This window comes from Microcoleus sp. Pol11C2, from assembly GCF_036701505.1.
GTDB lineage: Bacteria > Cyanobacteriota > Cyanobacteriia > Cyanobacteriales > Microcoleaceae > Microcoleus.
The window spans coordinates 58,941-83,939 of the sequence record NZ_JAUBQX010000016.1 but is presented as its reverse complement, the minus strand read 5'-3'; the positions used below and the strand labels follow the sequence as shown (position 1 = coordinate 83,939).

Sequence of the window (24,999 nt, the reverse complement as noted above, 5' to 3'; positions counted from 1 at the left end):
ACCGTCAACAGCTAACCGTCAACTAACTAATTTATTTTCGTCGATCGCCCAATTTGCGGTAAACTTCCCTCAAATCAACTTGATGGTGAGCCAAAGCAACCAAAGCGTGATAAAATAAATCCGCAACTTCCCCAGCAATCCCCTCTTTGTCGTCATCTTTGCAAGCCATCACAACTTCCGCCGACTCTTCGCCAATTTTCTTGAGAATCTTGTTGTCGCCGCCCTCGAACAACTTGCAAGTATAAGAACTTTCGTTAGGATGGTCGCGACGATCGCAAATTACCGCAAATAATTGAGATAACATATCCCCTGGCGGCGGTGAAATTTCTCCATCAACTTGGTGAAAACAACTTCTTTCTCCTGTGTGACAAGCAATATCTCCGACTTGTTCGACAGTGATTAGCAAAGCATCGCTATCGCAGTCGTAACGCAGCCCTTTGACATTTTGAACGTGTCCCGAAGTCGCCCCTTTGTTCCAAAATTCGGCGCGCGATCGACTCCAGAACCAAGTTTGCCCGGTAGAGAGCGTTTTTTGCAGCGACTCCCGATTCATCCAGGCCATCATTAACACTGTACCGTCCAAATAATCTTGGACGATCGCAGGCACTAAACCGCGATCGTCGTAACGAATCTTTTCAATTGGGATCGATCGGCTCAAACTCGATAAATCAGTAGTAGACATAATTTTATTTCAACTTGGTAATCTAGATTAACGCTTTCCTGTCGGAGATTGTTTTTTTATTAACCGCAGAGAACGCAGAGGAGGCAGAGGAAGAGAGAAGATTAACCAAGTGATGGCTAAATTGTCAAGAACTATTTTACAAAAAATTACATTTTAGGGCGATTCCCTATGGGATAGCTTCGCTTCACGGTGCGAGTGCGACAAAGCCTAAAAAACCCAAGCTAGTATTGCTACTCATTGGTTTCTACCCTAAAATTTACTAGAATAGTTTCCTTGAATCGACCTAACCTTTATGTTGAACTGGCTATAAAATTATTCTACCAACAACAGACGTTCACTAAGGAGAAAACATTGGTTTCCACAACCTTGAAAACGACCAAATCAGAAGAAATTTTCGCCGCCGCCCAGAAGTTGATGCCAGGTGGCGTCAGTTCCCCCGTGCGCGCCTTCAAATCCGTAGGCGGACAGCCCATCGTCTTTGACAGGGTAAAAGGAGCCTACATTTGGGATGTTGACGAAAACCAATACATTGACTATGTAGGCACTTGGGGCCCGGCTATCTGCGGCCACGCCCACCCGGAAGTCATCAAAGCCTTGCACGAATCTTTAGAAAAAGGTACGAGTTTTGGCGCACCATCGCTGTTGGAAAACGTACTCGCCGAAATGGTCATCGATGCCGTTCCCAGCATTGAAATGGTGCGATTTGTCAACTCCGGCACCGAAGCCTGTATGGCCGTTTTGCGGCTGATGCGAGCTTTCACCGGACGGGATAAACTGATTAAATTTGAAGGTTGCTATCACGGGCACGCCGATATGTTCTTGGTAAAAGCCGGTTCCGGCGTTGCAACTCTGGGCCTTCCCGACTCTCCGGGCGTCCCGAAATCCACTACTGCCAATACCCTTAACGCTCCCTACAATGACTTAGAAGCAGTCAAAGCTTTATTTGCCGAAAATCCCGGCGAGATAGCAGGCGTAATTCTCGAACCAGTGGTGGGGAATGCCGGTTTTATTACCCCGGATGCAGGTTTTCTCGAAGGTTTGCGGGAAATTACTAAAGATAACGGTGCTTTGTTAGTTTTTGATGAAGTAATGACCGGTTTCCGCATCGCCTACGGCGGAGCTCAGGAAAGATTCGGTGTCACCCCGGATTTGACTACTTTGGGTAAAGTTATCGGTGGCGGTTTGCCAGTGGGAGCTTACGGGGGAAGGCGGGATATTATGGGGATGGTGGCTCCTGCAGGCCCGATGTATCAAGCGGGTACGCTTTCGGGAAATCCTTTGGCGATGACTGCGGGGATTAAGACTTTGGAATTGCTGCAAAAACCCGGCACTTACGAACAGTTAGATAAGATTACCAAAAAACTGTCCGATGGATTGCTAAAAATTGCTAAGGAAGCCGGACACGCGGTTTGGGGCGGGCAAATTAGCGGGATGTTTGGCTTGTTTTTTGCCGCTGGTCCGGTTCACAATTACGAGGATGCGAAAAAGTCGGATTTGACGAAGTTCAGCCGCTTTCACCGGGGAATGTTGGAGCACGGAATTTATCTGGCTCCTTCGCAGTTTGAGGCTGGATTTACTTCTTTGGCTCATACTGAGGAAGATGTCGATCGAACTTTGGCTGCAGCGCGTGAAGTGATGGCAAGTATTTAACGTGTGTAGTAAGGATGTTCGTCCTTAAAACTCAGGAATAAATAATTAAAGTCCTTGCTGTTTGTTAGCAGTAAGGACTTTAATTTTTAACGGCTTTATCAAATAAAGTCCTGAATCATACAGATTCTTCAGGACTACCTTTTAATCTGGCTTACAGGATTTTTTTAGTAACTTTTCACGGGGTAATTCCTGTTTAATGATGTGAGCTAATTACAAATTAGTAATTATAGGAACTCTCTACTTTGCCGTAGCAATCCCTAACTTAGCTCCCTTAATTCGGCGTAATCGATCCATAACTTCCACAACATTTCCGTGATTGACGCTTTTATCCGCATTCAGCACAATTAATGAGTTCGGATTTGACCCCATTACCTGTCGCACTGTACTCTCAATCTGCTCTAAGTTGACTGACTTTCTATCAACCAATAATTTTCCCTGAGCATCAATGGTGACGGTAATTTTAGCAGGCGAGTCCTGAACTTGAGATGTTGATGCTTTCGGTAAATTTACGGGCAGACCTTCGGATTTGGATAAAGACAAAGAGGAAACAATGAAAAAAGTCAATATGGCGAAGGTTACATCAATCAGTGGCACGATGTTAATCTGGGCAATACTCTCAGGTTCATCGGGTAGGCGCATAATTAGATTCTCTGGGTAGTTTTTCGTAGTGGTGACGATACAATAGCTCTAGCTGGCCTGCGGCTTCCTGAATAAAAGCAATCTGCTGTAAGTAAAACCCGCGAAACATATTGGCAAATAAGAGTGTAAAGATTGCCACCACTAACCCCATTGCCGTAGAAACGAGGGCTTCGCTAATCCCCCCGGTAACGCCCGCGGCATTGGTGCCTGCTGCATCTCCCAGTTTGAGGGAGTCAAAGGTGGTAATTAAGCCCAAAACTGTTCCGAGCAACCCAAATAGCGGGGAGAGGGTGATAATGGTGTCAAATATTGTATTGAATCGCTTCAAAACGGGGATTTCTGCCTGAGCTGCACTCTCTAAGACCAAACGAAATTCTTCGATGTTGGGCGAGTCTAATTCTAAAGCTTCTAAAAAAATTCTGGCTAACGGCAAATCAGCGTTTACTTGTAACTTTTTGATGGCGGAATCCGGGTCTTGAGTGTAAAGTCTTAGCACTTCCCGGACGACCCGCCGCTGTCGCTGATTCACTTTAAACCAAAAGAAAAGACGCTCTAAAATCAGTGCGACTGCTGCGATTGACGAGGCAAGCAGCGGCCAAGAAACAATGCCCCCAGCGCGAAAAATGTAAATGAAATTATCCATTAGTTTGTATTCTCGTTAGCTGTGTTGAGTGATCGCAAGCTGCCTAATGGTGCAATTAGCCCGATCGAAGGCTGGTAGAGTTTCTGCGTCAAGTCGGCACAAGTGATTCAGACTGCGAATTGTTGCACTCAAGGGCGATCGCGATCGCACAAACGCATTACCTGTATGTGACTATCTTCGTCTTTACCCAAAATGCTTCTACTGCGATCTCGACCGATTTTTCTCCCAGTGCTTGCTAAAGATTTCCGTTAGGACTTGACAATAATCTTCAATAATTTAAAAGATTCTCAACTAGGTTTCCACAAAATTCTGTGTTTGTCAAGCCATCATCCAAAATTTAAAATAATATTTGCTTATTTAATTTATTTAAACTTATTTAAAATAATTATATAAAATATTCTCTGAAAAGCTTGAGAATATTGAAATTTATTGGTAGATTACGGGCTAAAGTATTGTATTTAAGGCATTGTGGAACCTTGCCCTGCCAGAATCAGAACATTGACAGCACCCACGAAAGCGACGTAGGCGCACCCAAAGGAAATGCTGATTGGTAGTATCTACTCGCTCTATCAAAATAAAATAATGAAAATTAATTGCAAGAGTCTTGAACAGGGTGACAGTCTTCTTATAGGATGGGTAGGTTCATCAGTGATAGCAAGCTCAACCCGCAGTTGGTAGCTTGTTTCGGGTTATGTGGGGGAGCCAGCGAGGACGTTGCCAACCCATCCATCAAGGAGATTCATAAGGCATGAGTTTTTCAAATATTTCGGCGACGCAAAGAGAACAACAAGAAGAATCTCTCAAAAAAGTTCTGGCGATCAGTATGTTAACCTCAACCTTCCTGCACGGTGTCGCGCTGCCGTTGAGCCTCAACTTGGTCAAACCTGCTGAATTTGCAGAGGAACCCATTGAAGTTGTTATGCTTGATGAGCCCAAAGTAGAGGAAACCCAGCCAGAGCCGACTATTCCAGAAAAGGTATCTCCCCCACCAGAGACGTTAAAACCAGAACCGCCAGCAGAGCCAACTCCCCCAGAGGAGTCACCCGTAGCGGTAACGCCACCGCCGATTCCAGAGGAGTCACCCGTAGCCGCAACGCCACCGCCGATTCCAAAGGAGCCACCAGTAGCGGTAACGCCACCGCCGATTCCAGAAGAGCCACCCGTAGCGGTAACGCCACCGCCGATTCCAGAAGAGCCACCCGTAGCGGTAACGCCACCGCCGATTCCAAAGGAGCCACCAGTAGCGGTAACGCCACCGCCAATTCCAGAAGAGCCACCCGTAGCGGTAACGCCACCGCCGATTCCAGAAGAGCCACCCGTAGCGGTAACGCCACCACCAGAGATTAAGCAAGAGCAGCCCTTAACGGAAACTCCGCCACCAACTCCTATCCAGCCTTCCCCCCCACCTCAACAGGATTTCAATTCCCCAGAAACTCCTAAAACCCCGATCGCCAAGGAACCCGAAACCCCTTCGCCCGATCCTCCAAAAAGCGAACCACCCGTTACCGCCTCCCGCCCCAAGAGTGCTGGAAGTTCCACAGACTTTACAAAAGATGCTGGAAATCCCAACTCCTCCGACAGCCCCGAAAAAAATAACCCGCTCTCACCATCTGCTTCGGCGGGTAGCGGGGAACCTTCCTCAGAGCCATTAAATCCTTCTTCCGGGCCCATACAGCGATCGCCCGGGGCTGGGTCGCCAGTCACAGCTACTAGGCCAGGAGGCGGCGGCAATTCTCGAAATGCGATCGGAGGTTTAGGAAACCTTGCCTCTGGTGGCCCCGGAGGCGGAAGCCCTGGAGGTGGAAGCCCTGGAGGAAGTGGGTCGAACTCACCATCTGGCGCCAGCGAAAATGGCGACCTACCTTCCTCAGAGCCATTTGGGGATGGTTCGGGGCGATTGGGAAGATCGACGACGGCTGGCTTACCAGGCTCTGGAGGCGGAGGCTCTGGAAGCGGAGGCCCTGGAGGCGGAGGCCCTGGAGGCGGAGGTTCTGGAGGCGGAGGTCGTGGAGGCGGAGGCTCTGGAAGCGGTTCGGGGTCAGGGCAAAAACCGACAAATCCAGGAAGAGGGGGGAGTCCTTCGCGCGCTCCCGGCACGCCTGGAGGCACTTGCATTAGTGGCTGCGGTAAACCTAACTATCCGAGCGCAGCCAGAGAAGAAGGGCGCCAAGGCCAAGTGGAACTCATTTGTGACATTGACCCCAACGGTAAGACAGTCAACATTAAGATATTGACTCCTAGCAAATACAACGACTTGAATCGCGCAGCGATGAAAACAGTAGAAGAAAGGAAATATGCCCCATCAGAGAGTGGCATTCAAGGAGAAAGAATAACCATTACCTTCCTGCTCACTGACTAGGGATTTTTTTGAGACTCTAGCAATTTGGCTGGAAATTATATAGCACCGTCCCAGGAATAGCAAAGTTAAAAGTTGAATTTTTTGTGAATTATGAATTTGGGAATGTCGTCACCAATATTAAGTAAACTCCAGCGATTTGGACTCGTTCTATTACTTGGTTCCAACTTGGGAATTGCTTTGTTATTTGCCAACCCTCACAGCGCAATGGCAGGAGTAATTACTTTACCCGATGGCGGACGTTGCGAGGGAGAATTGAGTGAGGGAAAACTCAGCGGCCCGGGCATTTGTCAATATGCCAACGGCGATCGCTACGAAGGCCAATTTCTCACTGGCAAACCTCACGGTAAAGGCATCTATACCTTTAAAGAAGAAGGTCGATACCAAGGAGAATTTGCCGATGGTGAATTCAACGGTCAAGGTGTCCGCGAATTTGCTAACGGCAACCGCTACGAAGGAACTTTCAAAAACGGTGAGTTCGACGGTACAGGAACTTTTACCTCAACTAACGGCATTCGTTACGAAGGCTCTTTTACCAATGGTTCTCCCAGCGGTCGCGGGGCTTTTACGTTCAGTAACGGCACTCGTTGCGAAGGAGATATTAAAGAAGGAAAAGTTAACGGAAAAGGCGTCTGTCAATATGCTAATAAGAACCGCTACGAAGGAGAGTTGCTGAATAATGTGCCTCACGGGCAGGGAATTTATACCTTTGCGGAAGGAGGCCGTTATGAGGGACAATTTAGTGAAGGGCAGTTTCACGGTAAAGGGGTTCGCGAATATCCGAACGGCAACCGCTATGAAGGAGAGTTTGTCAAGGGCAACACTCAAGGTCAGGGGTTGTTTAATTTTAAAGAAGGGGGACGTTATCAAGGGCCGTTTGACAATGGAGAATTTAGTGGTGAAGGTGTCCGTGAGTTCGCCAATGGAGATAGTTATAAAGGCACTTTTGTCAAGGGTAAAATGAGCGGGAAAGGAGTTTACATTTTTAAGAATGGCGATCGCTGCGAAGGCGAATTTAGCGATGGTCAGTTCAACGGCAAAGGTACCTGCATTTACGCCAATGGCGATCGCTATCAAGGTGAATTCCTCAACGGCCAGAAACACGGGCAAGGTTCTTATTTATATGTAGATGGAACGAAAGTAGAGGGAACGTGGCAACAGGGGCAGCTTAAAAAATAATCCTATAACCTATATCGCCCTACTTGTTTCCTCCCCTTCTCACCAATGACATTAATGCGCTTTACAGCCGGCACACCGGCTTTTATAGCGCTTTTCAATTTGGTGAGCGTAGGTGAGGCTTTTCAATACCAAATCCGATTTACATAGGGTCTTTTTTCGGATTTTCTGGATTTCTCGAAGAAGTGTTATTTTTTTAACCGCAGATGGACGCAGATAGACGTAGATAGGTTACGTTTTTGGGCATCGGATTTGGTATAAATTTCTCCCTTGTTTTCTATAAAAGGGCTTTAAATTCTCGGCGTTTTGTTGCTGTAGCTTGTTGAAAAGGCTGCAATGTCTCAGTTTAACCCTAGCAAATTAATTTTCAGTGTTTATACAACTAAAAAAGCAAGGGCGGCGGATTGTCTCGTTATTGATGAGTTTTATTTTAGTTTTGCTCCTGAATAATGGGACTCAATCCGCGCCTCAAACCGGCACTCAAATTCTTTGGGATACCTATGGAATTCCACACATTTACGGAGATAATAGTAAAAGCCTTTTCTACGCTTTCGGCTGGGCGCAGATGCAAAGTCACGGTAATCTGATTTTGCGTCTTTACGGGCAAGCTCGCGGGCAAGCTGCCGAGTTTTGGGGCGAAGATTATCTGGAATCCGATCGCTGGGTGCAAACTATGGGAATTCCTAATCGCGCCCATGCGTGGTATGAGGCACAAACTCCCATTTTCCGCAACTATATCGATGCTTTTGTTGGCGGAATGAATGCCTATGCAAAAGAACACCCAGAGGCGCTCACGGAAGAATTAAAGGTAGCATTGCCCCTCAAACCAGTAGATGTATTAGCACACGCGCAACGCGTCATCAATTTTACTTTTGTAGTCGATCCAGAGGACCTTGAAGATATCGCTGAAAATGATACCCCCAAAGGCTCTAATGGTTGGGCGATCGCTCCTTCGCGCTCTGAAAACGGCAATGCCATGCTATTGGCAAATCCTCACCTTCCTTGGTCGGATTTATATTTATGGTACGAAGCGCAACTGATTGCCCCAGAAATTAACGCTTACGGAGCGACTCTCGTCGGGTTTCCTGTATTAACGATCGCCTTTAATGACAACTTGGGATGGACTCATACTGTCAACACTCACGATGGCTGGGATGCCTATGAATTGCCCCTCGCTAACGATGGCTATCGCTTGGATGGCGAAGTCCGAAAATTTGACACAGAAGAGAAGGTTGTAAAAGTCAAAGAAAAGAATGGGAATTTGCGCTCGGAATCTCTAGTAGTGCGGCGTTCTGTTCACGGGCCGATTCTCACAGAAAAACAGGGCAAAGCGATCGCCCTGCGCGTTGTCGGACTCGATAAACCAGCAGCCCTTCAGCAGTGGTGGGATATGGCACGATCCAAGAATTTTTCTGAATTTGAAACCGCTTTAAAGCGCTTGGAAATTCCCATGTTTACCGTCATGTATGCCGATCGTGAGGGGCATATCATGCACTTGTTTAACGGTCAAGTCCCTATACGCAAAAACGGAGATTTTAAATACTGGTCAGGCACGATTCCAGGCAATACGTCAGAGACTTTGTGGAGCAAAAATCATCCCTATGCGGATTTGCCGCGCGTGGTCGATCCGCCCAGCGGTTGGTTGCAAAATACCAACGATCCCCCCTGGACGACGACGTTTCCCAGCCCGATCGCACCGGATAAATATCCTGCATACATGGCACCGCGCGGCCCGATGGACTTGCGATCGCAGCGATCGGCAAAAATGCTCTTAGAAGATGAAAAAATCTCTTTCGATGAATTGATGCAATACAAACATTCCACTCAGGTAGAACTCGCCGATCGCCTCCTCGATGATTTAATTCCCGTCGCACGGCAAGGCAGTGAAAAAGCGCGCCGCGCTGCGGAAGTCCTCGCCGCTTGGGATCGGAAAGTCGATGCTGACAGTCGCGGTGCGGTGCTGTTTGCCTTTTGGAAACAAGCGATGGATGCCGATCGGTTATTCGCCAAACCTTGGAGCGAAGATGCACCGCTAACGACGCCAGACGGATTGGCAAATCCTGCGGAGGCGGTGCGGGTGCTGGAAGCGACAGCAACCAAAGTTGAGGTAACTTATGGCGCGTTAGATGTGGCATGGGGGGAAGTCTTCCGATTGCCTGGGGAGGCGAATCTGCCTGCAAATGGAGCTGACGGTGCTTTGGGTGTATTTCGCTCAGTATGGTCCGCTCCTGGGAAAGACGATCGCTTTCAAGCAGTTGCGGGCGATTCTTTTGTCGCTGCGATTGAGTTCTCGAATCCGGTGAAAGCGATGGCGCTAAACAGTTACGGCAACGCCACTCAACCTGGTTCGCCCCACGCAGGCGATCAGTTGCAGCTCTTTGCTCGCAAGGAATTGCGCCCTGTATGGCGATCGCGATCGGAAATTGAAGCTCACCTGAGTTCGCGCCAGAAACTATAGCAGAAGGAAGTTCGGCAACGGACTCTGTAACGGATGTAACGGATGTAATATCAATTCCGGTTGCACCGTCCGTGATTGTTGACTGTTGACTGTTGATTGTTGACGGGCGGGTCGAAAAACTGAATGGTTGAGTGTTAACTGTTGACTCGATTTTATGATTTCGATGCAACCGGAAACGATATAACGGATGTCAGGAAGAAGGAAGAAGACCTCTTTCCGTTTCGCCTTTAGCCATCGCGCAGCAGCCGGCAAGCATACCCACCGACTGCAACGAGGAATAAGCCTAGCGCGGAGATAGCGTATAACAAAGCCATGCCAGCACCGGCACCTGTCCCCAGAATTCCGCCAAAAATAGCTGCTAAAAAACCTCCCGGTTGCATGGCGGGTTCAAAAACGCGATCGGCAAGCGGCCCTGCGATCAATAAACCGATCGCTGACGCCAATTGCACGATAACTGCTCTGGTAGCAAAAACGCGCCCCTGTACTTCTGGTGCGACTTTCGCCAGCCAGATTGCTTCGTTGGAACTGCCGAGGATGGGGAAATTGAAAGACGAACAAAATTGAGCGGGCATCCAGATGGAAAGCGCCTGACCGAAAGCAAAGACTATTTTACTCAAGCCAGCGCCTGCCATGCCCAGCAAAAAGCCCTGGATTCGGCGTTTGGGACCGCCCCAAATACTGACGATCGATGCTCCTAGAACGCCGCCGGCGCCGGCGGCGGAAAGGATAGTACCTAGGATTCTGGCATTGTTGCCTGTGCGTGCCAGAATCATCGGTGAGTAGAGTGCCGCGCCGATGTCGTGAGCGAACCAGAATAGCGAAACGGACATCAGCAAGGCAAGCAGGCTGGGGCGCTCGACGATGTAGCGGAATCCGAAGCTAAGTTCTTGCAATAGTTGAGAGCGAGTCGGCTGGAGATTGGAGGCGATCGCGGGCTGGGGTATTTTGACAGATACTAGGGTGGCGATCGCGATTGTAAAAGTTGCCAGGTCGATCGTAAAAATTCCGCTCAACCCGATCGCAGAATAGAGAATCCCCGCTAACGTCGGAGCAATAATACTCGCACCGTAACTTGCCAGAAAACTTAAACTGCTAGCACGGCTGTAATGCTTTTCTGGCATCATTGTGGCGATGGCTGCTGAGTAAGCTAACTGCTGAATTTGGTCAAAAATTCCGTTAACCGCAGCCGCTACATATATATGCCATATTTGCAGGTTTTGACTGATATAAAGTAATAGGATAGCCAGCGTTAACAGAGCTGAAACTGCATCACCTATCGCCATTAAAAATTTTCGATTACAGCGATCGACGATAATGCCAGCAACCGGAGCGAGCAAGATGCGCGGCAATTGAATAAAAAACATCAACAAAGCCAAAGCCGTCACTTGACTGGTGGACTCCCAAATCCAAATAGTCAGCGCAAACGCGGACATAGCACTGCCAATCATCGAAGCAGCTTGTCCGAGCCAGAGTTGAATAAATTTTTGCATTAAATAAGCGATTGATAGGATTTAAAATTCAGAGGATGGGGGTTTTTAGGCAGAAGAATGACACCCGCATCAAACCGCACGCCGCTCTCCTTAAAACCAAGGCCATTGCTGGCTCAGTGGAGATAATTCTTCATATTGCTGTCTCGCCTCCTTGCGGTAAAATTTCGCCAAATGCCGCTGCCGCCACATCACTACACCCGTCATAAACAGTACAATTGCTGCTAATCCTGCGATCGCGTGTGCCAGCCGCAAGTAAATTCCGCCATAGCTACCAATATGTAGCGGATAAAGCGAGTTGAGAATTCGATTTGCTACAGAAGCTGAATTTACACTGTCAGCCTGCAATATTTTGCCACTGTATTGGTCGAGATAAATGGTGCTAATCCCGTTTGGGTGTGGCTCATTGGGAAATTTTTTCCGTACTTTAAAAATGGCTTCAGGCGTCAAAGGCAGAGAAATAAAAGTGGTTTTAGCTTCCGGCCAAACGGTATTAACTTGGTGTAAGATTTCGTCAAGGTTTTGCCTCGATCTGCTTGAGTGGGGATGAGAAGTCAATGCTGGCTGTGGCTTTTCATTCGTTAGCCAATACAGCGTCGATTGAACCGGCGCGTAAAAAATTATCGCTGTCCCTGTAGCGGAGATGAGTATGAGAAAAGCGACCGATACAATGCCAGAAACGTTATGCAAATCAAATACGGTCCGCTGCCAGTGAGCTTTCCAATTAATAGAAAATCCGCGAGCCAAATTGCGCCAACCCGTCCACAATACCAAGCCAGTAAAAGTTAGTCCTAGCATTACTAGACCGCAAATACCGACAACAAGATGACCGAATTCTCCTCCCGCTAATTCCGCGTGTAACGTAAAAATAAAACCTGTAAAAGTTTCTTTCCAAAGGCGCCCACCCGTAATTTTTCCACTGTAAGGATTGACATAAACGCTAACTATTTCCTCACTCTTAGACAGCATAGAAACTTGGCAAACATCCTTCGCTTCTCGTGGCAGCAAGATACTAAGAGCTTGATTTTGCGGATAAGCTTTTTCGACAATCTGGAGGACATTTTCCAGCGGTATCCGTTCGGCTTGAGGAATTACTTGCAGGAGTTGGGGATTGAAGAACCGCTCGATTTCGGGTCCGAAAATTAGCAAGCTGCCCGTTAAAGCAATTACTGCTAGAAATATTCCTACCACCAACCCCAAATACAAGTGCAGTTTGAATGCGAGTTTGCGGAACTTCATCTCGAAATTTTTCTCAAAGCCGTTAACTGTTCTCATTATCTAACCCAAGTTGCTAGTTATAATTAGACTCCCCCCCATTCCGCAATTTTCCGGGGATTTTAAAGTATTATTCCCAAATTTGCGGAGGGCTTTTAGAGTTACCCCCGAAGCTTGGGGGGTAGATTTGTAACTAGCAATAAGGGTCTCTAGAGGGAGAGGACCCTTGTTATAACTTCCAGAAAAACATCTGATAGCGAGAGTTAGGCTGGCAGCGCTTACGTCACCAATCTCTACTTTTGCCTCAGCATGAAATCCCCAGCGGATAAATAATTACCAGTTAAGGCGGTAATTAACACTGAGAGTCAAACCTCTGCCTGGATAATTAGAGCTGTCCGAGCCAAATCCAGCTAAGTATTGAGAAACCACGGGAAAATATTGATTATTCAATAAATTCTCGACTTTGACTTGTAGCAGCCCTTTTCCCAGTTGAATTGTGCTGACGTAATCCACTGTGAGATAGCTGCTAATTGGGCCACCATCCGAGCCATCTTTGAAGGCTTTATCGCGATTTCCAGAATACAATAACTGTAACCGATTGTTCCATCCCTGCAAAGTTTCGTTTTCGAGATAAGCTGTTAGCTTGAGCGGTGGAATTCGGACGCTATCGAGGGCGATGGAACTGCCATTTTCCTCATATTCGCCTTGAATATAAGTAGCAGTCCCGCCGATCGACCATGCTGGTGCAGGTTGCCAATCCACAGTCCCTTCTAAGCCGTAAATGCGTTCTGGGGCGCGCTTTAGTTCCAGGCGACCGGTGTTGCCAACTGGTTGAAAATTCACTCCTAGATCGGAGGTATTGTAAAAAGCGGAAAGCGACATTTGCACGGATTCCCACGCTCCTCGAATGCCAATTTCGTAGCTGTTGACTTTTTGCGGTTGAGTTACTTCTAACGAAGATTCAATTCCGACAAAATTGTCTGGGGGTTCGCGGAGGATGCGGCCGAAATCGGGAACTGAGAAACCTTGAGCAAAGTTGCCAAATACGTTGAAGTTGTCATTAATTTTATAGACAGCCCCTGTATTAAATAGGGTGGCGTTAAATTTGCGATCGCCTCCTTGGATCTGGCGATCGTTAAAAGTGGTATAATCATTGACTTCTAAGCCGATGCGTTCGTGACGTATCCCGCCACTTAGAATGACGATATCGTCAATATTCCATTCCAATTGACCGAAAAGGCCAAGGCTGTTGTAAGTGTAAGGAGGAACGAAAGGACGCTCGGAAATTTTCCGGTAAACCCGACGACCACTTGTGTCAAATATCTCCGGGTCGTACAAGTCGAAACGCTGTTTGCTATCTTCAGTAACATAGTCAGAACCCCAAGTTAATCGAAGATTTTCGGCACGGGACAAAGGAGTGGTAATCGCCAGTCTACCTCCTATCTGTTCGCTCTCGGCTCGCGAACGAGTAACGCCGACAAACGGACCATAGAACTCGAACGGGCGGTAATCTAAAGGAACGCCTGAATTGGAATTCGTTCGATAGTAGATTTGACTTTGAAGGCTGCTGCCAAAAAGGTTTTGGTTGGTGTAACTTAGGTTGAGCTGTGTACTTTTATTTCCCGGCTCTTCCCCGTCGATATCAAAATCTCCGGTTCGGATGGCGCGGGCTTTTTGCCGTCCTTCCTGGTCGTCAACGCTAGAGTCTCCGATCACATTGGGATCTTGGGTTTCCCGATAGTGATTGACAGTTAGTTGCAGCCGCTGTTCGCTGGTCAAATCTACCCCGACTTTGCCCATCACGTTGAAGAGGGTGCTGCTATCTCCGCCGAGTTCAAAAAAGGGAATGCGATCGCCTTTGGCATCGTAAAAAGATCCACTTCTAGAGAGCGAGACAGTGCCAGTCAGATCGAAATTGCCCGATCGGCCAGAAATCGTCTGCTGAGCGTTAAAGCCTAGAGCATCTTCTGTGTTTGTTAAAGCGCTACTGACGCCTACTTCAGTAACAGCAGTTAGCCTTTCCTCAGTTGGCCGGCGAGTAATAATATTAACCACGCCACCTGTAGCCTGAGCGCCGTAGATTGCTGTAGACCCCCGCACTACTTCAATGCGTTGGATCGCGCTGGGATCGATGTTTCTATAATCTCTGCCAAAAGATTGAAGATTGGTACCTTGTGGGACGCCGTCAATCAGAACGGAAACGTCGCGACCCCGCAAAGTTTGTCCATAAGTGGCCGTACTTTGAGTCGGGGGCGCGAAACCGGGAACCTGATTTGCCAGAGCTTCCCCGATATTTCTCGATGGCCCTGCCTGCTCCTGAATTTCTTGTGAGTCTACCACCGTTATAGAGCGCGGCACGTTCGTCACTCTTTCTGCGGTTCGCGTTGCAGTGACAACGATTTCAATCGGGTCTCTCCCTGCCTGTGGCGTCCCTGGTGGCTGCGCTGTAGGCGGTAAGGGTTCTCCGGGCGTCCCTGGTGGCTGCGCTGTAGGTGGTAAGGGTTCTCCGGGCGTTCCTGGCGGCTGCGCGGTCGGCGGTAAGGTTTCTCCGGGCGTCCCTGGTGGCTGCGCTGTAGGCGGTAAGGGTTCTCCGGGCGTTCCTGGCGGCTGCGCTGTAGGGGGTAAGGGTTCTGCGGGTATCTCTACCTGCTGCCCGGTCGGTGGCAAGGGTGCTGCGGGTGTCCCCGGCTGCTGTGTTGTAGGAGCCGGTGCAGGCGGGCGAGCAGTCATCTGCGAGGTGGGTTTTAAGCTGAGAATCAGACCCGCAGCGTTAGGAATCACCCGTGCCACTGGTTGACCCCTCTCGCCAATGACTCTGATTCGGATGCTGTGGTTATCTAAAGGAGTAACCGTGACAGAAGCAATTCCGGCAGCCGGTTTGTCTTGACGAAACTCATTTCCCCCCGGTAGTCGCAGTTGAGCGGTGATGGCATCAATTTGTAAAGTTTCGCCAAAGGTGGTGGTGAAGACTTGCAGGGGTCTTCCATCTTCAGTGTCTAGGATGATTTCAATGCCTTCTGACGTGGGGTTGAGGCGAACGCCCGTCACCTGCGCGATGTTGGAAGCGCACGCCGACTGAGCTACTACCGCCGACACGACTCCTGCCAGCCCAAGGCTACTTAATAATTTCTGCGATCTGTTCATTAGTCTTGAATCAACAATTGATAGAACTTCGGATATGTGGTTTGCGTTGTTTGCACAACATGATTTGTGGCAGCGTTGCTGCTCTTGTGGGCAGGAGTGAAACTGACCTGCGGAAGATCCGGCCCAGTTGTCGGGCGCAGTTCGATCCGATTCTCCCGTCGGTATCCGCCTTTGTCTGGCAGGAAGCGCGTGAGGGCGAACGCCTCAGTCCGGTGGCGATTAGGACGATCGCGCACGGTGGACAGCTTCCTCGGTTAAAGGAAGTAGTCGCTGGACGCTTAATGAGAAAGTGCCTTAATTAGATAACACAGCAGTTACATCTGTCAAGAGTTAACTAATGAAAACTAATTGCATTTTAAGATAGGGGGTCAGACCCATCTAGCTAGTTGTGCACCACTTGCCTATTATGGTTGCTGTCAGGGCTAGACAAACGATCTCCTAAAATGCTATGGCAAGAGTTAGAAAAGATTGTCATATAGAAAACCATAGAAGTCAACAAATTTGCTAAACGACTCTTGACAATAAATATCATCTAGCCTACTATGCTTAAAGTCGATAGCCGTAAAGCCCCTGAAGCTGATATCGAAGCTGGCTCGGACTGAAATCGCCCCGGAGCCATTGCCAAACAGCCCGATCGACAAAAAAACGTGAAAACAAGCGCTAATACCCGGATTGAAGACTCAAACGCGCTGATGGGAGACTCGTAACGCCCGACAACTGTTCACAGAAAGTCTATGTGGAAAGAATTTGGCGGAACTGGTTGGCGTACTGCAAACAAGATTTATAGGTAAAAAGAATCGATGAGTGACGCAAACATTAAGGGAAACCAACTCACCGAAAGTTGTACGAATTTAGTAGAACTCCTACAAAACAGAGCGCTACACCAACCAGAGCAGAAATATACATTTCTGTTAGACGGAAAAACTGAAACCGCCAGTTTGACTTATCGAGAGTTAGACGCGATCGCCCGATCGCACGCCGTGCGACTTCAGACATTGGGAGTCACTGGCGAACGAGCCTTACTGCTTTTCCCGCCAGGATTGGACTATCTCGCCGCCTTTTTTGGATGCTTGTACGCCAAAGTTATCGCCGTTCCCCTCTATCCGCCCAAGCTGAAACGGAATTTAGCGAAAATTAGCGCGATCGCCAAAGACGCAGGAGCAACAGTTGCGATCGCTCCCGCGCGACACCTGGAAAATTTAGAGCAGCTATGCGAGCAAGCGCCGGAACTCAAAGCGATGCGCTGGCTGAGTGCAGAGGCGCTTTCCGATGACGCCCAAAAGTGGCAGCAGCCACCCATCGATCCCGACTCCGTGGCTTATCTTCAGTACACTTCCGGCTCAACCTCCACCCCCAAAGGCGTAATGGTGAGCCACGCCAACGTTTTGTACAACATCGAATACATTCACCGAGGCTTTGACCACGATGCCGAAAGCGTTGCGGTAACGTGGCTCCCCCCCTTTCACGACATGGGGTTAATTGACGGATTGCTCAAACCTTTGTATCTGGGAATTCCCTCTTACTTCATGCCGCCAGCGGCGTTTATTCAGAACCCGATGTGCTGGTTGGAAGCGATTTCGCGCTACAAAGCTACCCACAGCGGCGGGCCAAATTTTGCTTACGACTTGTGTGCTAGCAAAATCAGCAAAATCTTGGGCGATGGGCAAAAAATGCTCGACTTGAGTAGTTGGCGCGTGGCCTATAACGGCGCAGAACCGATCCACAAAGAAACCCTAGAGCGATTTATTAAAGCTTTTGAACCCTGCGGTTTTCACGCCGATGCCTTTTGTCCTGCTTACGGAATGGCAGAAACTACGCTAAAAATTGCCACGGTTCGCAGCGGGGAAACACCGACTTTCTTACCTGTTGACGCTGGGGCGCTGGAAAATAATCACATTGTAGAAGTTGTCGAAGGCGATCGCGGCGCGAGAACTTTAGTCGGCTGCGGTTTCCCCGAATTTGGCACTCTAGTTGCGATCGTCAATCCCGAATCTCTGACGCAATGCCAGCCGCAGGAAGTCGGAGAAATTTGGGTAGCTGGCGAAACAGTTGCGCGAGGCTATTGGAATCGCCCCGAAGAGACAGAAAAAACCTTCCAAGCATATCTTTCAGATACCAGCGAAGGACCCTTTTTGCGAACAGGAGATTTAGGCTTTTTACGCGATCGCGAACTGTTTGTTACAGGGCGACTCAAAGATTTGATTATCATCCGAGGTCGCAATCTTTACCCCCAAGATATAGAAAGAACGGCAGAGCGCAGCCATCCCAGTTTGCGGCAAGGGGCGATCGCGGCATTCTCGGTGGAAGTCGCAGGCGAAGAACAGCTCGTTATCGTGCAAGAATTACAATCTCGCAAAGCGCCGGATAATGCCGAGGAAATTATCAGCGCCATCCGATACCGCATTGCTCAAGAATATGAAGTGCAAGTTTATGGAGTAGTGCTGATTAAGCCCGGAAGCATTCCGAAAACTACTAGCGGTAAAATTCAACGTCGCGCCGCCTGTGCTGACTTTCTAGCTGACAAGTTGGAAGTTGTTGCGAGTAGCGTTTTAGAGTTAGCTGATTCGGTGGAAATCGACAATCAACTCACGCGAGAAATTCTGCTGAGAGCAGAGTTAGAAGAACGGCAGTCGCTTCTTGAGGCTTACCTTTGGCAGCAGGTAAACCGCCGGGGAATTCATTCCCCGGCTAATAGCCAAAGTCGGCTAAAGGCGACGGAAGAGGAATCTTCAATCCACTTCAGTGCCAGCGGGAAAACACAAAATATTATCGATATTATTGATCGACCGCTCAGCAGCTTTGGACTAGATTCTTTAAGAATTTTTGAGTTAAAAAATAAAATAGAGAGTGACTTGGGCGTTACTGTATCGATTGCCGATTTGTTTGAGGATAGGAGCATTGCTCAACTGGCAGTGCAAATTCTAGAGCAACTAACAGAAAATACCAAAGCAGCCGTCATTGGATCAGTTTCTCGCTCGCGCCATCTTCCCCTGTCTTTTGCCCAAGAGCGCTTGTGGTTCTTCGACCAATTGGAACCGGGAAACCCCTTCTACAACCTCTGCGGTGCGGTTCGGATGACGGGGCAACTTAATGCAGAAGCACTCAGGCAAAGTATTGAAAAAATTATCGATCGGCACGAGGTTTTGAGAACTGCATTTGCCGCTGTGGAAGGGCAACCGATACAGGTTGTCGCTGCTGCGGGCGATTGGACGCTGCCGCTGATTGATTTGAGCGATCGCTCCCCAGACGATCGCCAGATCCAGGTGCAAAGGCTGTCGGCCCTCCAAGCGCGAGAGCCCTTTGATTTGGGGCAAAGCTCTCTGCTGCGCGCCAAACTGCTGCGCCTCGACGAAAGTGAGCACGTCTTACTTCTAACCGTGCATCATATTGTTTTTGATGGTTGGTCCCTGGGCGTATTTCTCCGGGAGTTGGGAGAATTTTATCAAGCTTTTTCTAGCAATGATTTACCCTTGCTTTCCCCGCTGCCAATTCAATACGCCGATTTTGCCGCATGGCAGCGCCAGCAGTTGCAAGGAGAAATATTAGAGACGCAACTGGCTTACTGGAAGCAGCAGTTAAGCGGCAGCTTGCCGATTCTAAATTTACCAACCGACTTTCCTCGCCCCGCCGTTCAAACGTTTCAGGGTGCGAGACAAACTTGGGAGTTGCCCAAGGATTTGAGCTTGGCCCTGGTCCAATTTCAGCAAGAAAAAGCCACCCTATTTATGACGTTGCTGGCAGCCTTCAAGACGCTGCTTTATCGCTACACGGGGCAGACAGATATTTTAGTTGGCTCTCCGATCGCCAACCGCAATCGCAGCGAGATAGAGTCATTAATTGGATTTTTTGTCAATACTTTAGTCCTGCGGTCTGACCTAAATGGAAATCCGACTTTTCGAGAGTTGCTAAGGAGCGTGCGAGAAGTGGCATTAGCCGCTTACGCGCATCAAGATATACCGATTGAGAAGCTTGTCGAGGAGTTGCAGCCAGAGCGAGATTTGAGCTACTCGCCGCTGTTTCAAGTGGCGTTTGCCTTGCAAAACGGCTTGACGCAGACTCTAGAATTGCCAGGGCTGACATTAAATTCCCATGAAATTGATACCGGAACGGCTAATTTCGACTTGATGCTATTTTTGGAAGAAACTGAGGGGGGGTTGACGGCGACGTGGGAGTACAGCACGAACCTGCTCCAACCCAGCACGATCGCGCGGATGCACGGGCATTTTCAGATTTTGCTGGAAGGAATTATCGCCAATGCCGATCGGCGCCTGGACGAGTTGCCATTGCTGAGCGATCGCGAACGGCATCAACTCCTAATCGAGTGGAATAATACGCAAGTCGATTATCCAAAAGATTCCACCATTCACCAATTATTTGAAGCGCAGGTCGATAGAACTCCCGATGCCATTGCAGTCGTATTTGAAGACCAAAAACTTACCTACGGCGAACTGAATGAACGAGCGAATCAAGTCGCGCACTACCTGCAAAAACTCGGTGTAAAACCTGAAGTCCGCGTCGGAATTTATGTCGATCGCTCCCTAGAAATGGTGGTGGGATTGCTGGGAATTATTAAGGCTGGCGGCGCTTATGTTCCGCTCGACCCGGCGTATTCAAGTGAACGCTTGAGCTTCATGCTGGAGGATGCCAAGGTTCAAGTGCTTCTGGCGCAGTCGCATATATATGAGAAGATTCGCGATCGGGCGCTGAGTGCAGTTTTCCTTGATTCAGACTGGGAAAACATCGCGCGAGAAAGCAAAGAAAATTGTTTGAGCGATGTAAAGGCAGATTGTCTCGCTTATGTAATCTATACGTCAGGTTCGACAGGGAAACCCAAGGGCGTTCAAGTCAACCATCGCAGCGCAGTTCATCTTTTTGCAGCCACTTACCCCCTATTTAATTTTAGCGATCGCGACGCTTGGACTGTTTTTCACTCCTACGCTTTCGACTTCTCCGTATGGGAAATTTGGGGAGCGCTTCTTCACGGCTGCAAGCTGGTTATAGTCCCTCTCGAAGTGACTCAATCGCCCTCAGCTTTTTACCAATTGCTGTGCACAGAGCGAGTTACCATTCTCAATCAAACTCCTTCAGCAATTCGCCAACTGATTGACGCTCAAAAAAATGCAGATCGCGAGCCAAAATGGAGCCTCCGCCTAATTATTTGCGGCGGAGAAGCTTTGCCCGCAGAACTCGCTTCTGAGTTGCTTGAGTGGAACCTCCCCCTTTGGAACTTTTACGGCCCCACAGAAGCCACTGTCTGGACAGCCATCCATCCGATAAAATCCGTTGAATCAAAGCGCGGTTCGATCCCGATCGGTCGCCCTCTTCCCAACACCCAGCTCTACATTCTGGACGAAAATTTGCAGCCGGTTCCTGTAGGAGTTTTGGGCCAACTGTATATCGGCGGCGCTGGCTTATCCAGAGGCTATTTGAACCAACCCGAACTAACTGCCCAAAAGTTTATTCCCAATCCCTTCTCTCAGGAAATCGGGGCGCGGTTGTACAAAACTGGAGATATTGCCCGCTACCTGCCAGATGGAACGATTGAATTTTTAGGCCGCAGCGACAATCAAGTCAAAATTCGCGGTTTCCGAATTGAACTGGGCGAGATTGAAGCGGTACTGAGCCAGCATCCGGCAGTGCGGGAAAGTGTAGTGCTGCTTGGGGAGGATAATTCAGGGGAAAACCGCTTGGTGGCTTATATCGTTTCTAGCTCAGAATTCACCACTGGGCAGCCATCTTTAATTAGCAAACTGCGTGACTTTCTCAAAGAAAAGCTGCCACAATACATGATCCCTTCAGCCTTCGTGCTGCTAGAGGCTCTGCCTTTAACATCTAATGGAAAAATCGATCGGCGATCACTCAGAGCGCTCGATGTAGAAAGATCGGAATTAAACGCAGCTTTTGCACCCCGCACTCGGGAAGAACAGTTACTCGCTGAAATTTGGAGTCAGGTTCTCGGCGTCAAACAAATAGGAATTGGCGACAATTTCTTCGAGTTGGGAGGACATTCCCTGCTGGCCACGCAACTGATTGCTAAAGTTCGAGAAGCGTTTCAGGTAGAGTTGCCGCTGCGCAGTTTGTTTCAATCCCCGACGGTGGAAAGTTTGGCTGTAGCGATCGCCATTGCTAAAGCGCACCAGGCGATCGAAGCCCGCGCCCTTGTGCAACTGCCGGAAATCGTCCCCGAGCCTCAAAATCGCTACAAACCATTTCCCCTCAACGAAATGCAGCAGGCGTACTGGATCGGGAGAAATAGCTTTTTTGAAATGGGGAATGTCGCCATTCACGGCTATGTAGAAATTGAAGGCGACGATATAGATTTAGAGCGGTTTAGCCTCGCGTGGCAGCGAGTGGTGGAACGCCATGATATGCTGCGCGCGATCGTCCATCCAGACGGGCAACAGCAAATTTTAGAAACAGTGCCAGCTTATGCAATTCCAGTATTAGATTTGCGCGGACAAAGCCCAGAGGCGGTGAACTCCCAACTCGAAGCAATTCGCGAATCCCTGTCTCACCAAGTGCTGCCGCTCGATCGCTGGCCGCTTTTCGAGATTCGCGCCTCGCTTCTGAGCGATCGCCGCATCCGCTTGCACGTCAGCATTGACGCCTTGTGCATTGACGGTTGGAGCTATCAAATTCTCTTTGGAGATTTGGTGAGGTTTTACCGCAATCCCAACGCGGCGATCGCGCCTTTGCAACTGTCATTCCGCGACTACGTTATAGCTGCGATCGCGCTCCAAGATGCCCCATTTTTCCAGCAATCTTTAGAGTATTGGAAAAATCGCCTCGCCACTCTGCCGCCAGCGCCCGAACTCCCCTTGGCCAAGCATCCGAGTTCCCTGACACAGCCTCGCTTCAAGCGCTGGAGCGCTCAGCTAGAGCCGGAAACCTGGAAAAAACTCAAAGCCAGAGCCGCGCGATCGGCGCTTTCTCCGACAGGCGTTTTGCTGGCTGCTTATGCCGAAGTTCTGGCCCTGTGGAGCAAAAGCCCCCGGTTTACCCTCAACGTGCCGCGCTTCAATCGCCTTTCGCTGCACCCGCAAGTCAACGACATTATCGGCGAGTTTGCCTCGTTTACTTTGCTGGAGGTAGACAACTCGCGCCGAGAAAGTTTTGAAGTTCGGGCGAAACGCCTGACTCAGCAGCTTTGGCATGATTTAGAGCACCAGTACGTCAGCGGCGTCCGCGTTTTGCGAGAATTGACGCAACTGCTGGGAAGAACATCGGCGGCACCGATGCCAGTGGTATTCACGACTAATCCGCAGAATAACCCCGGACAAAGCGATTCTTCCATACTGGGCGCGATCGCAGAAATCGGAGAGGTTGTTTACGTCGTCGGTCAAACTCCCCAAGTTTGGATAGACAATCAGTACAGCGAAGCTGGCGGCACTCTATTCTTAAACTGGGATGTGGTGGAAGAACTCTTCCCCCAAGGGCTAATCGACGATATGTTTGACGCCTACTGTCACCTGTTGCAGCGCCTCGCAAGCTCGGAGTCAGCTTGGCAAGAAGAGGCACAGTTGCAGCAGCAAGCCGTCGCTAACGGCATCGAAGCACCCATTCCCGATGTATTGCTGCACGAGTTGTTTGCTCAGAAAGTCGCCTCGCGATCGCAGCAAGCAGCCGTGATCGCGCGCGATCGCACCCTCACCTACGAGGAACTATATCTGCGATCGAATCAAGTCGCTCACCGATTGCGGAAGCTGGGAGCTCGCCCTAACCAGTTGGTTGCCGTGGTTATGGAAAAAGGATGGGAGCAAATCGTCGCTGTGCTGGGCATTCTCGCATCCGGGGCAGCTTATTTGCCCGTAGATGCCGCGCTACCAAAAGAACGGCTGCTGTATTTGCTGGAAAATGGCGAAGTTGAGATTGTTTTGACGCAATCTCAGTTAAATCAGCGATGGGAATGGCCGGAAAATGTGCGGCGAATTTGTCTCGATACCGACGAATTGGCGGCCGAAAGCAGCGAAGCTTTGGAGTCGGTGCAGGAACCGGAAGATTTAGCGTATGTGATTTATACTTCCGGCTCAACTGGCTTGCCGAAAGGCGTGGCGATCGCGCACCGAGGTGCAGTCAATGCGATCGCTCAGACCAATCAAGTGTTTAATGTGGCCGAGTGCGATCGCGCGATCGCACTCACCGCCCTGCACCACGATATGTCGGTTTACGATATCTTCGGCATCCTAGCAGCCGGGGGAGCGATCGTCATTCCCGATGCCGCACAACGGCTAGACCCCGCTCACTGGGCTCAATTGATGGTAAAAGAGCGCGTCACGATTTGGAACTCGGTTCCCCCGATGATGGAAATGCTGCTCGATTACGCTGCTGGACGTTCTGAGGTGTTGCCGGAGTGCTTGCGCTGGGCGTTTCTCGGCGGAGATTGGATACCGATAACGCTCCCTGAGAGGTTAAGGGCGATCGTCAAAGAATGTCGCGTTGTCAGCGTCGGCGGACCAACCGAAACTACCCTTTGGAATATTTGGTATCCGGTAGAAACTGTTGACCCTTCTTGGAAAAGCATTCCCTACGGATCGCCGATCGCCAATACACGCTATTACATTTTGAATGAAAGGCTCGAAGACTGTCCCGTCTGGGTTGCCGGCGAGATGTGCTGTGCCGGAGTTGGACTGACAAAAGGATACTGGCGGAATGAAGAAAAAACTCGCGCCAGCTTCCTCACGCACCCCGTCACGGGCGATCGCTTGTACCGAACGGGAGATTTAGGGCGCTTCCTCCCTGACGGCAACATCGAATTTTTAGGCCGAGAAGATTTCCGCCTTAAAATTCGAGGATTCCGCATCGAAGCAGGAGAAATTGAAGCTGCTTTGAACGAGCACCCAGCAGTCAAAGCATCCATTGTCACCGCCTTCGGAGAAAAGCACAGTCAAAAGCGCTTAGTAGCATATATCGTTCCACAACAAAACCCTGCCCCTGCGGTTGAAGAATTGCGCCAATTCCTGAGCGAAAAACTGCCCGATTATATGGTGCCTTCTGCATTTATAATTTTGGACGCGCTGCCGCTTTCGGAGAACGGCAAAGTTAACCGCAAGGCACTGCCTGAAACGGAGGCAGCGATTCAACAAGAAAAGATTTTTGTCGCACCGCGCACCTCTATTGAGGCAATGTTAGCGAGAATTTGCTGTGAGGTTCTCGCAATCGAACAGTTAAGCATTGCCGATAACTTTTTTGAACTAGGAGGAAATTCGCTGCTGGCAATTCAATTAGCAGCAAAGGTACGAGAATCTTGTCAGATAGAATTGCCTTTGTGCGATATTTTTGCAGGACAATCGCTCGCCGTACTTGCAGAAAAGATTTCTGAAGCCAAAAACAAAAACGCGACAGTTGAAGAACCCGCGATCGCGCCCGTTTCGCGATCGGCGTACCGCATGAAACTGTCATCTTTGCGCTAAGCACAAATCAGTGATGAGTCATGGGCGAGCAGCCAATAATATCATGTCCGTTCGATTGACCGTTATTCCTGTAGGGGCGGGTTCGCCAATATCTTTAGTAAAAACGATAAATCTCGTAAACCCGCCCCGCCGAAGATAT

Annotated in this window: 12 protein-coding genes; 6 read left to right on the top strand and 6 right to left on the bottom strand. The window is 49.3% G+C overall.

The features are described 5' to 3' along the window. Window positions 1-31 precede the first annotated feature (31 nt). Window positions 32-682, bottom strand: a complete 651-nt coding sequence (gene hisIE / locus QUA42_RS11900) for a bifunctional phosphoribosyl-AMP cyclohydrolase/phosphoribosyl-ATP diphosphatase HisIE (RefSeq protein WP_333059734.1) — start codon at window positions 680-682, stop codon at window positions 32-34. Between the two features lie 351 nt (window positions 683-1,033). Here hisIE and hemL point away from each other — a divergent pair, with 351 nt between their 5' ends. Then, a complete protein-coding gene (gene hemL / locus QUA42_RS11895; RefSeq protein WP_333137475.1) occupies window positions 1,034-2,332 on the top strand; it encodes a glutamate-1-semialdehyde 2,1-aminomutase in 1,299 nt (432 codons plus the stop codon). A gap of 237 nt (window positions 2,333-2,569) precedes the next feature. Here the strand turns inward: hemL and QUA42_RS11890 are convergent, their stop codons facing one another. Beyond that, entirely contained in the window at window positions 2,570-2,971 is a 402-nt protein-coding gene (locus QUA42_RS11890) for a biopolymer transporter ExbD (protein WP_333137474.1), read from the bottom strand. Then, a complete protein-coding gene (locus QUA42_RS11885) occupies window positions 2,955-3,614 on the bottom strand; it encodes a MotA/TolQ/ExbB proton channel family protein (protein WP_333137473.1) in 660 nt (219 codons plus the stop codon). Before QUA42_RS11885 ends, QUA42_RS11890 begins: the two co-directional genes overlap by 17 nt. Window positions 3,615-4,362: 748 nt before the next feature. On the opposite strand from QUA42_RS11885, the gene QUA42_RS11880 reads away from it, so the two are divergent. The 3 genes from QUA42_RS11880 to QUA42_RS11870 all read left to right on the top strand — a co-directional run bounded on the left by QUA42_RS11880 (window position 4,363) and on the right by QUA42_RS11870 (window position 9,604). Continuing rightward, on the top strand, window positions 4,363-5,973 hold the full coding sequence (locus tag QUA42_RS11880) for a TonB family protein (RefSeq protein ID WP_333137472.1): 1,611 nt from the start codon (window positions 4,363-4,365) through the stop codon (window positions 5,971-5,973). A 102-nt stretch (window positions 5,974-6,075) separates the two neighbouring features. Further along, a complete protein-coding gene (locus tag QUA42_RS11875) occupies window positions 6,076-7,149 on the top strand; it encodes a hypothetical protein (RefSeq protein ID WP_333137471.1) in 1,074 nt (357 codons plus the stop codon). A 367-nt stretch (window positions 7,150-7,516) separates the two neighbouring features. Continuing rightward, entirely contained in the window at window positions 7,517-9,604 is a 2,088-nt protein-coding gene (locus tag QUA42_RS11870) for an acylase (protein ID WP_333137470.1), read from the top strand. A gap of 227 nt (window positions 9,605-9,831) precedes the next feature. Here the strand turns inward: QUA42_RS11870 and QUA42_RS11865 are convergent, their stop codons facing one another. The 3 genes from QUA42_RS11865 to QUA42_RS11855 form a co-directional block, all read right to left on the bottom strand. Beyond that, window positions 9,832-11,094, bottom strand: coding sequence for an MFS transporter (locus tag QUA42_RS11865; protein WP_333137469.1), 1,263 nt, complete (start codon window positions 11,092-11,094; stop codon window positions 9,832-9,834). Between the two features lie 90 nt (window positions 11,095-11,184). Then, window positions 11,185-12,366, bottom strand: a complete 1,182-nt coding sequence (locus tag QUA42_RS11860) for a PepSY-associated TM helix domain-containing protein (RefSeq protein WP_333137468.1) — start codon at window positions 12,364-12,366, stop codon at window positions 11,185-11,187. Window positions 12,367-12,639: 273 nt separating this feature from the next. Next, window positions 12,640-15,450: a TonB-dependent receptor domain-containing protein gene (locus QUA42_RS11855; protein ID WP_333137467.1), complete on the bottom strand. Its 2,811-nt coding sequence runs from the start codon at window positions 15,448-15,450 to the stop codon at window positions 12,640-12,642. A gap of 50 nt (window positions 15,451-15,500) precedes the next feature. Between QUA42_RS11855 and QUA42_RS11850 the strand changes: the two genes are divergently transcribed. Both QUA42_RS11850 and QUA42_RS11845 read left to right on the top strand, forming a co-directional pair. Next, entirely contained in the window at window positions 15,501-15,752 is a 252-nt protein-coding gene (locus QUA42_RS11850; protein ID WP_333137466.1) for a hypothetical protein, read from the top strand. 498 nt (window positions 15,753-16,250) lie between these two features. Next, window positions 16,251-24,860, top strand: a complete 8,610-nt coding sequence (locus tag QUA42_RS11845) for an amino acid adenylation domain-containing protein (RefSeq protein WP_333137465.1) — start codon at window positions 16,251-16,253, stop codon at window positions 24,858-24,860. The last annotated feature ends 139 nt before the right edge of the window (window positions 24,861-24,999 follow it).

Coding starts and splice junctions, on each gene's coding strand:
- hisIE (WP_333059734.1), bottom strand. CDS start 682: ATGTCTACTACTGATTTATCGAGTTTGAGCCGATCGATCCCAATTGAA.
- QUA42_RS11890 (WP_333137474.1), bottom strand. CDS start 2,971: ATGCGCCTACCCGATGAACCTGAGAGTATTGCCCAGATTAACATCGTG.
- QUA42_RS11885 (WP_333137473.1), bottom strand. CDS start 3,614: ATGGATAATTTCATTTACATTTTTCGCGCTGGGGGCATTGTTTCTTGG.
- QUA42_RS11880 (WP_333137472.1), top strand. CDS start 4,363: ATGAGTTTTTCAAATATTTCGGCGACGCAAAGAGAACAACAAGAAGAA.
- QUA42_RS11875 (WP_333137471.1), top strand. CDS start 6,076: ATGTCGTCACCAATATTAAGTAAACTCCAGCGATTTGGACTCGTTCTA.
- QUA42_RS11865 (WP_333137469.1), bottom strand. CDS start 11,094: ATGCAAAAATTTATTCAACTCTGGCTCGGACAAGCTGCTTCGATGATT.
- QUA42_RS11860 (WP_333137468.1), bottom strand. CDS start 12,366: ATGAGAACAGTTAACGGCTTTGAGAAAAATTTCGAGATGAAGTTCCGC.
- QUA42_RS11855 (WP_333137467.1), bottom strand. CDS start 15,450: ATGAACAGATCGCAGAAATTATTAAGTAGCCTTGGGCTGGCAGGAGTC.
- QUA42_RS11845 (WP_333137465.1), top strand. CDS start 16,251: ATGAGTGACGCAAACATTAAGGGAAACCAACTCACCGAAAGTTGTACG.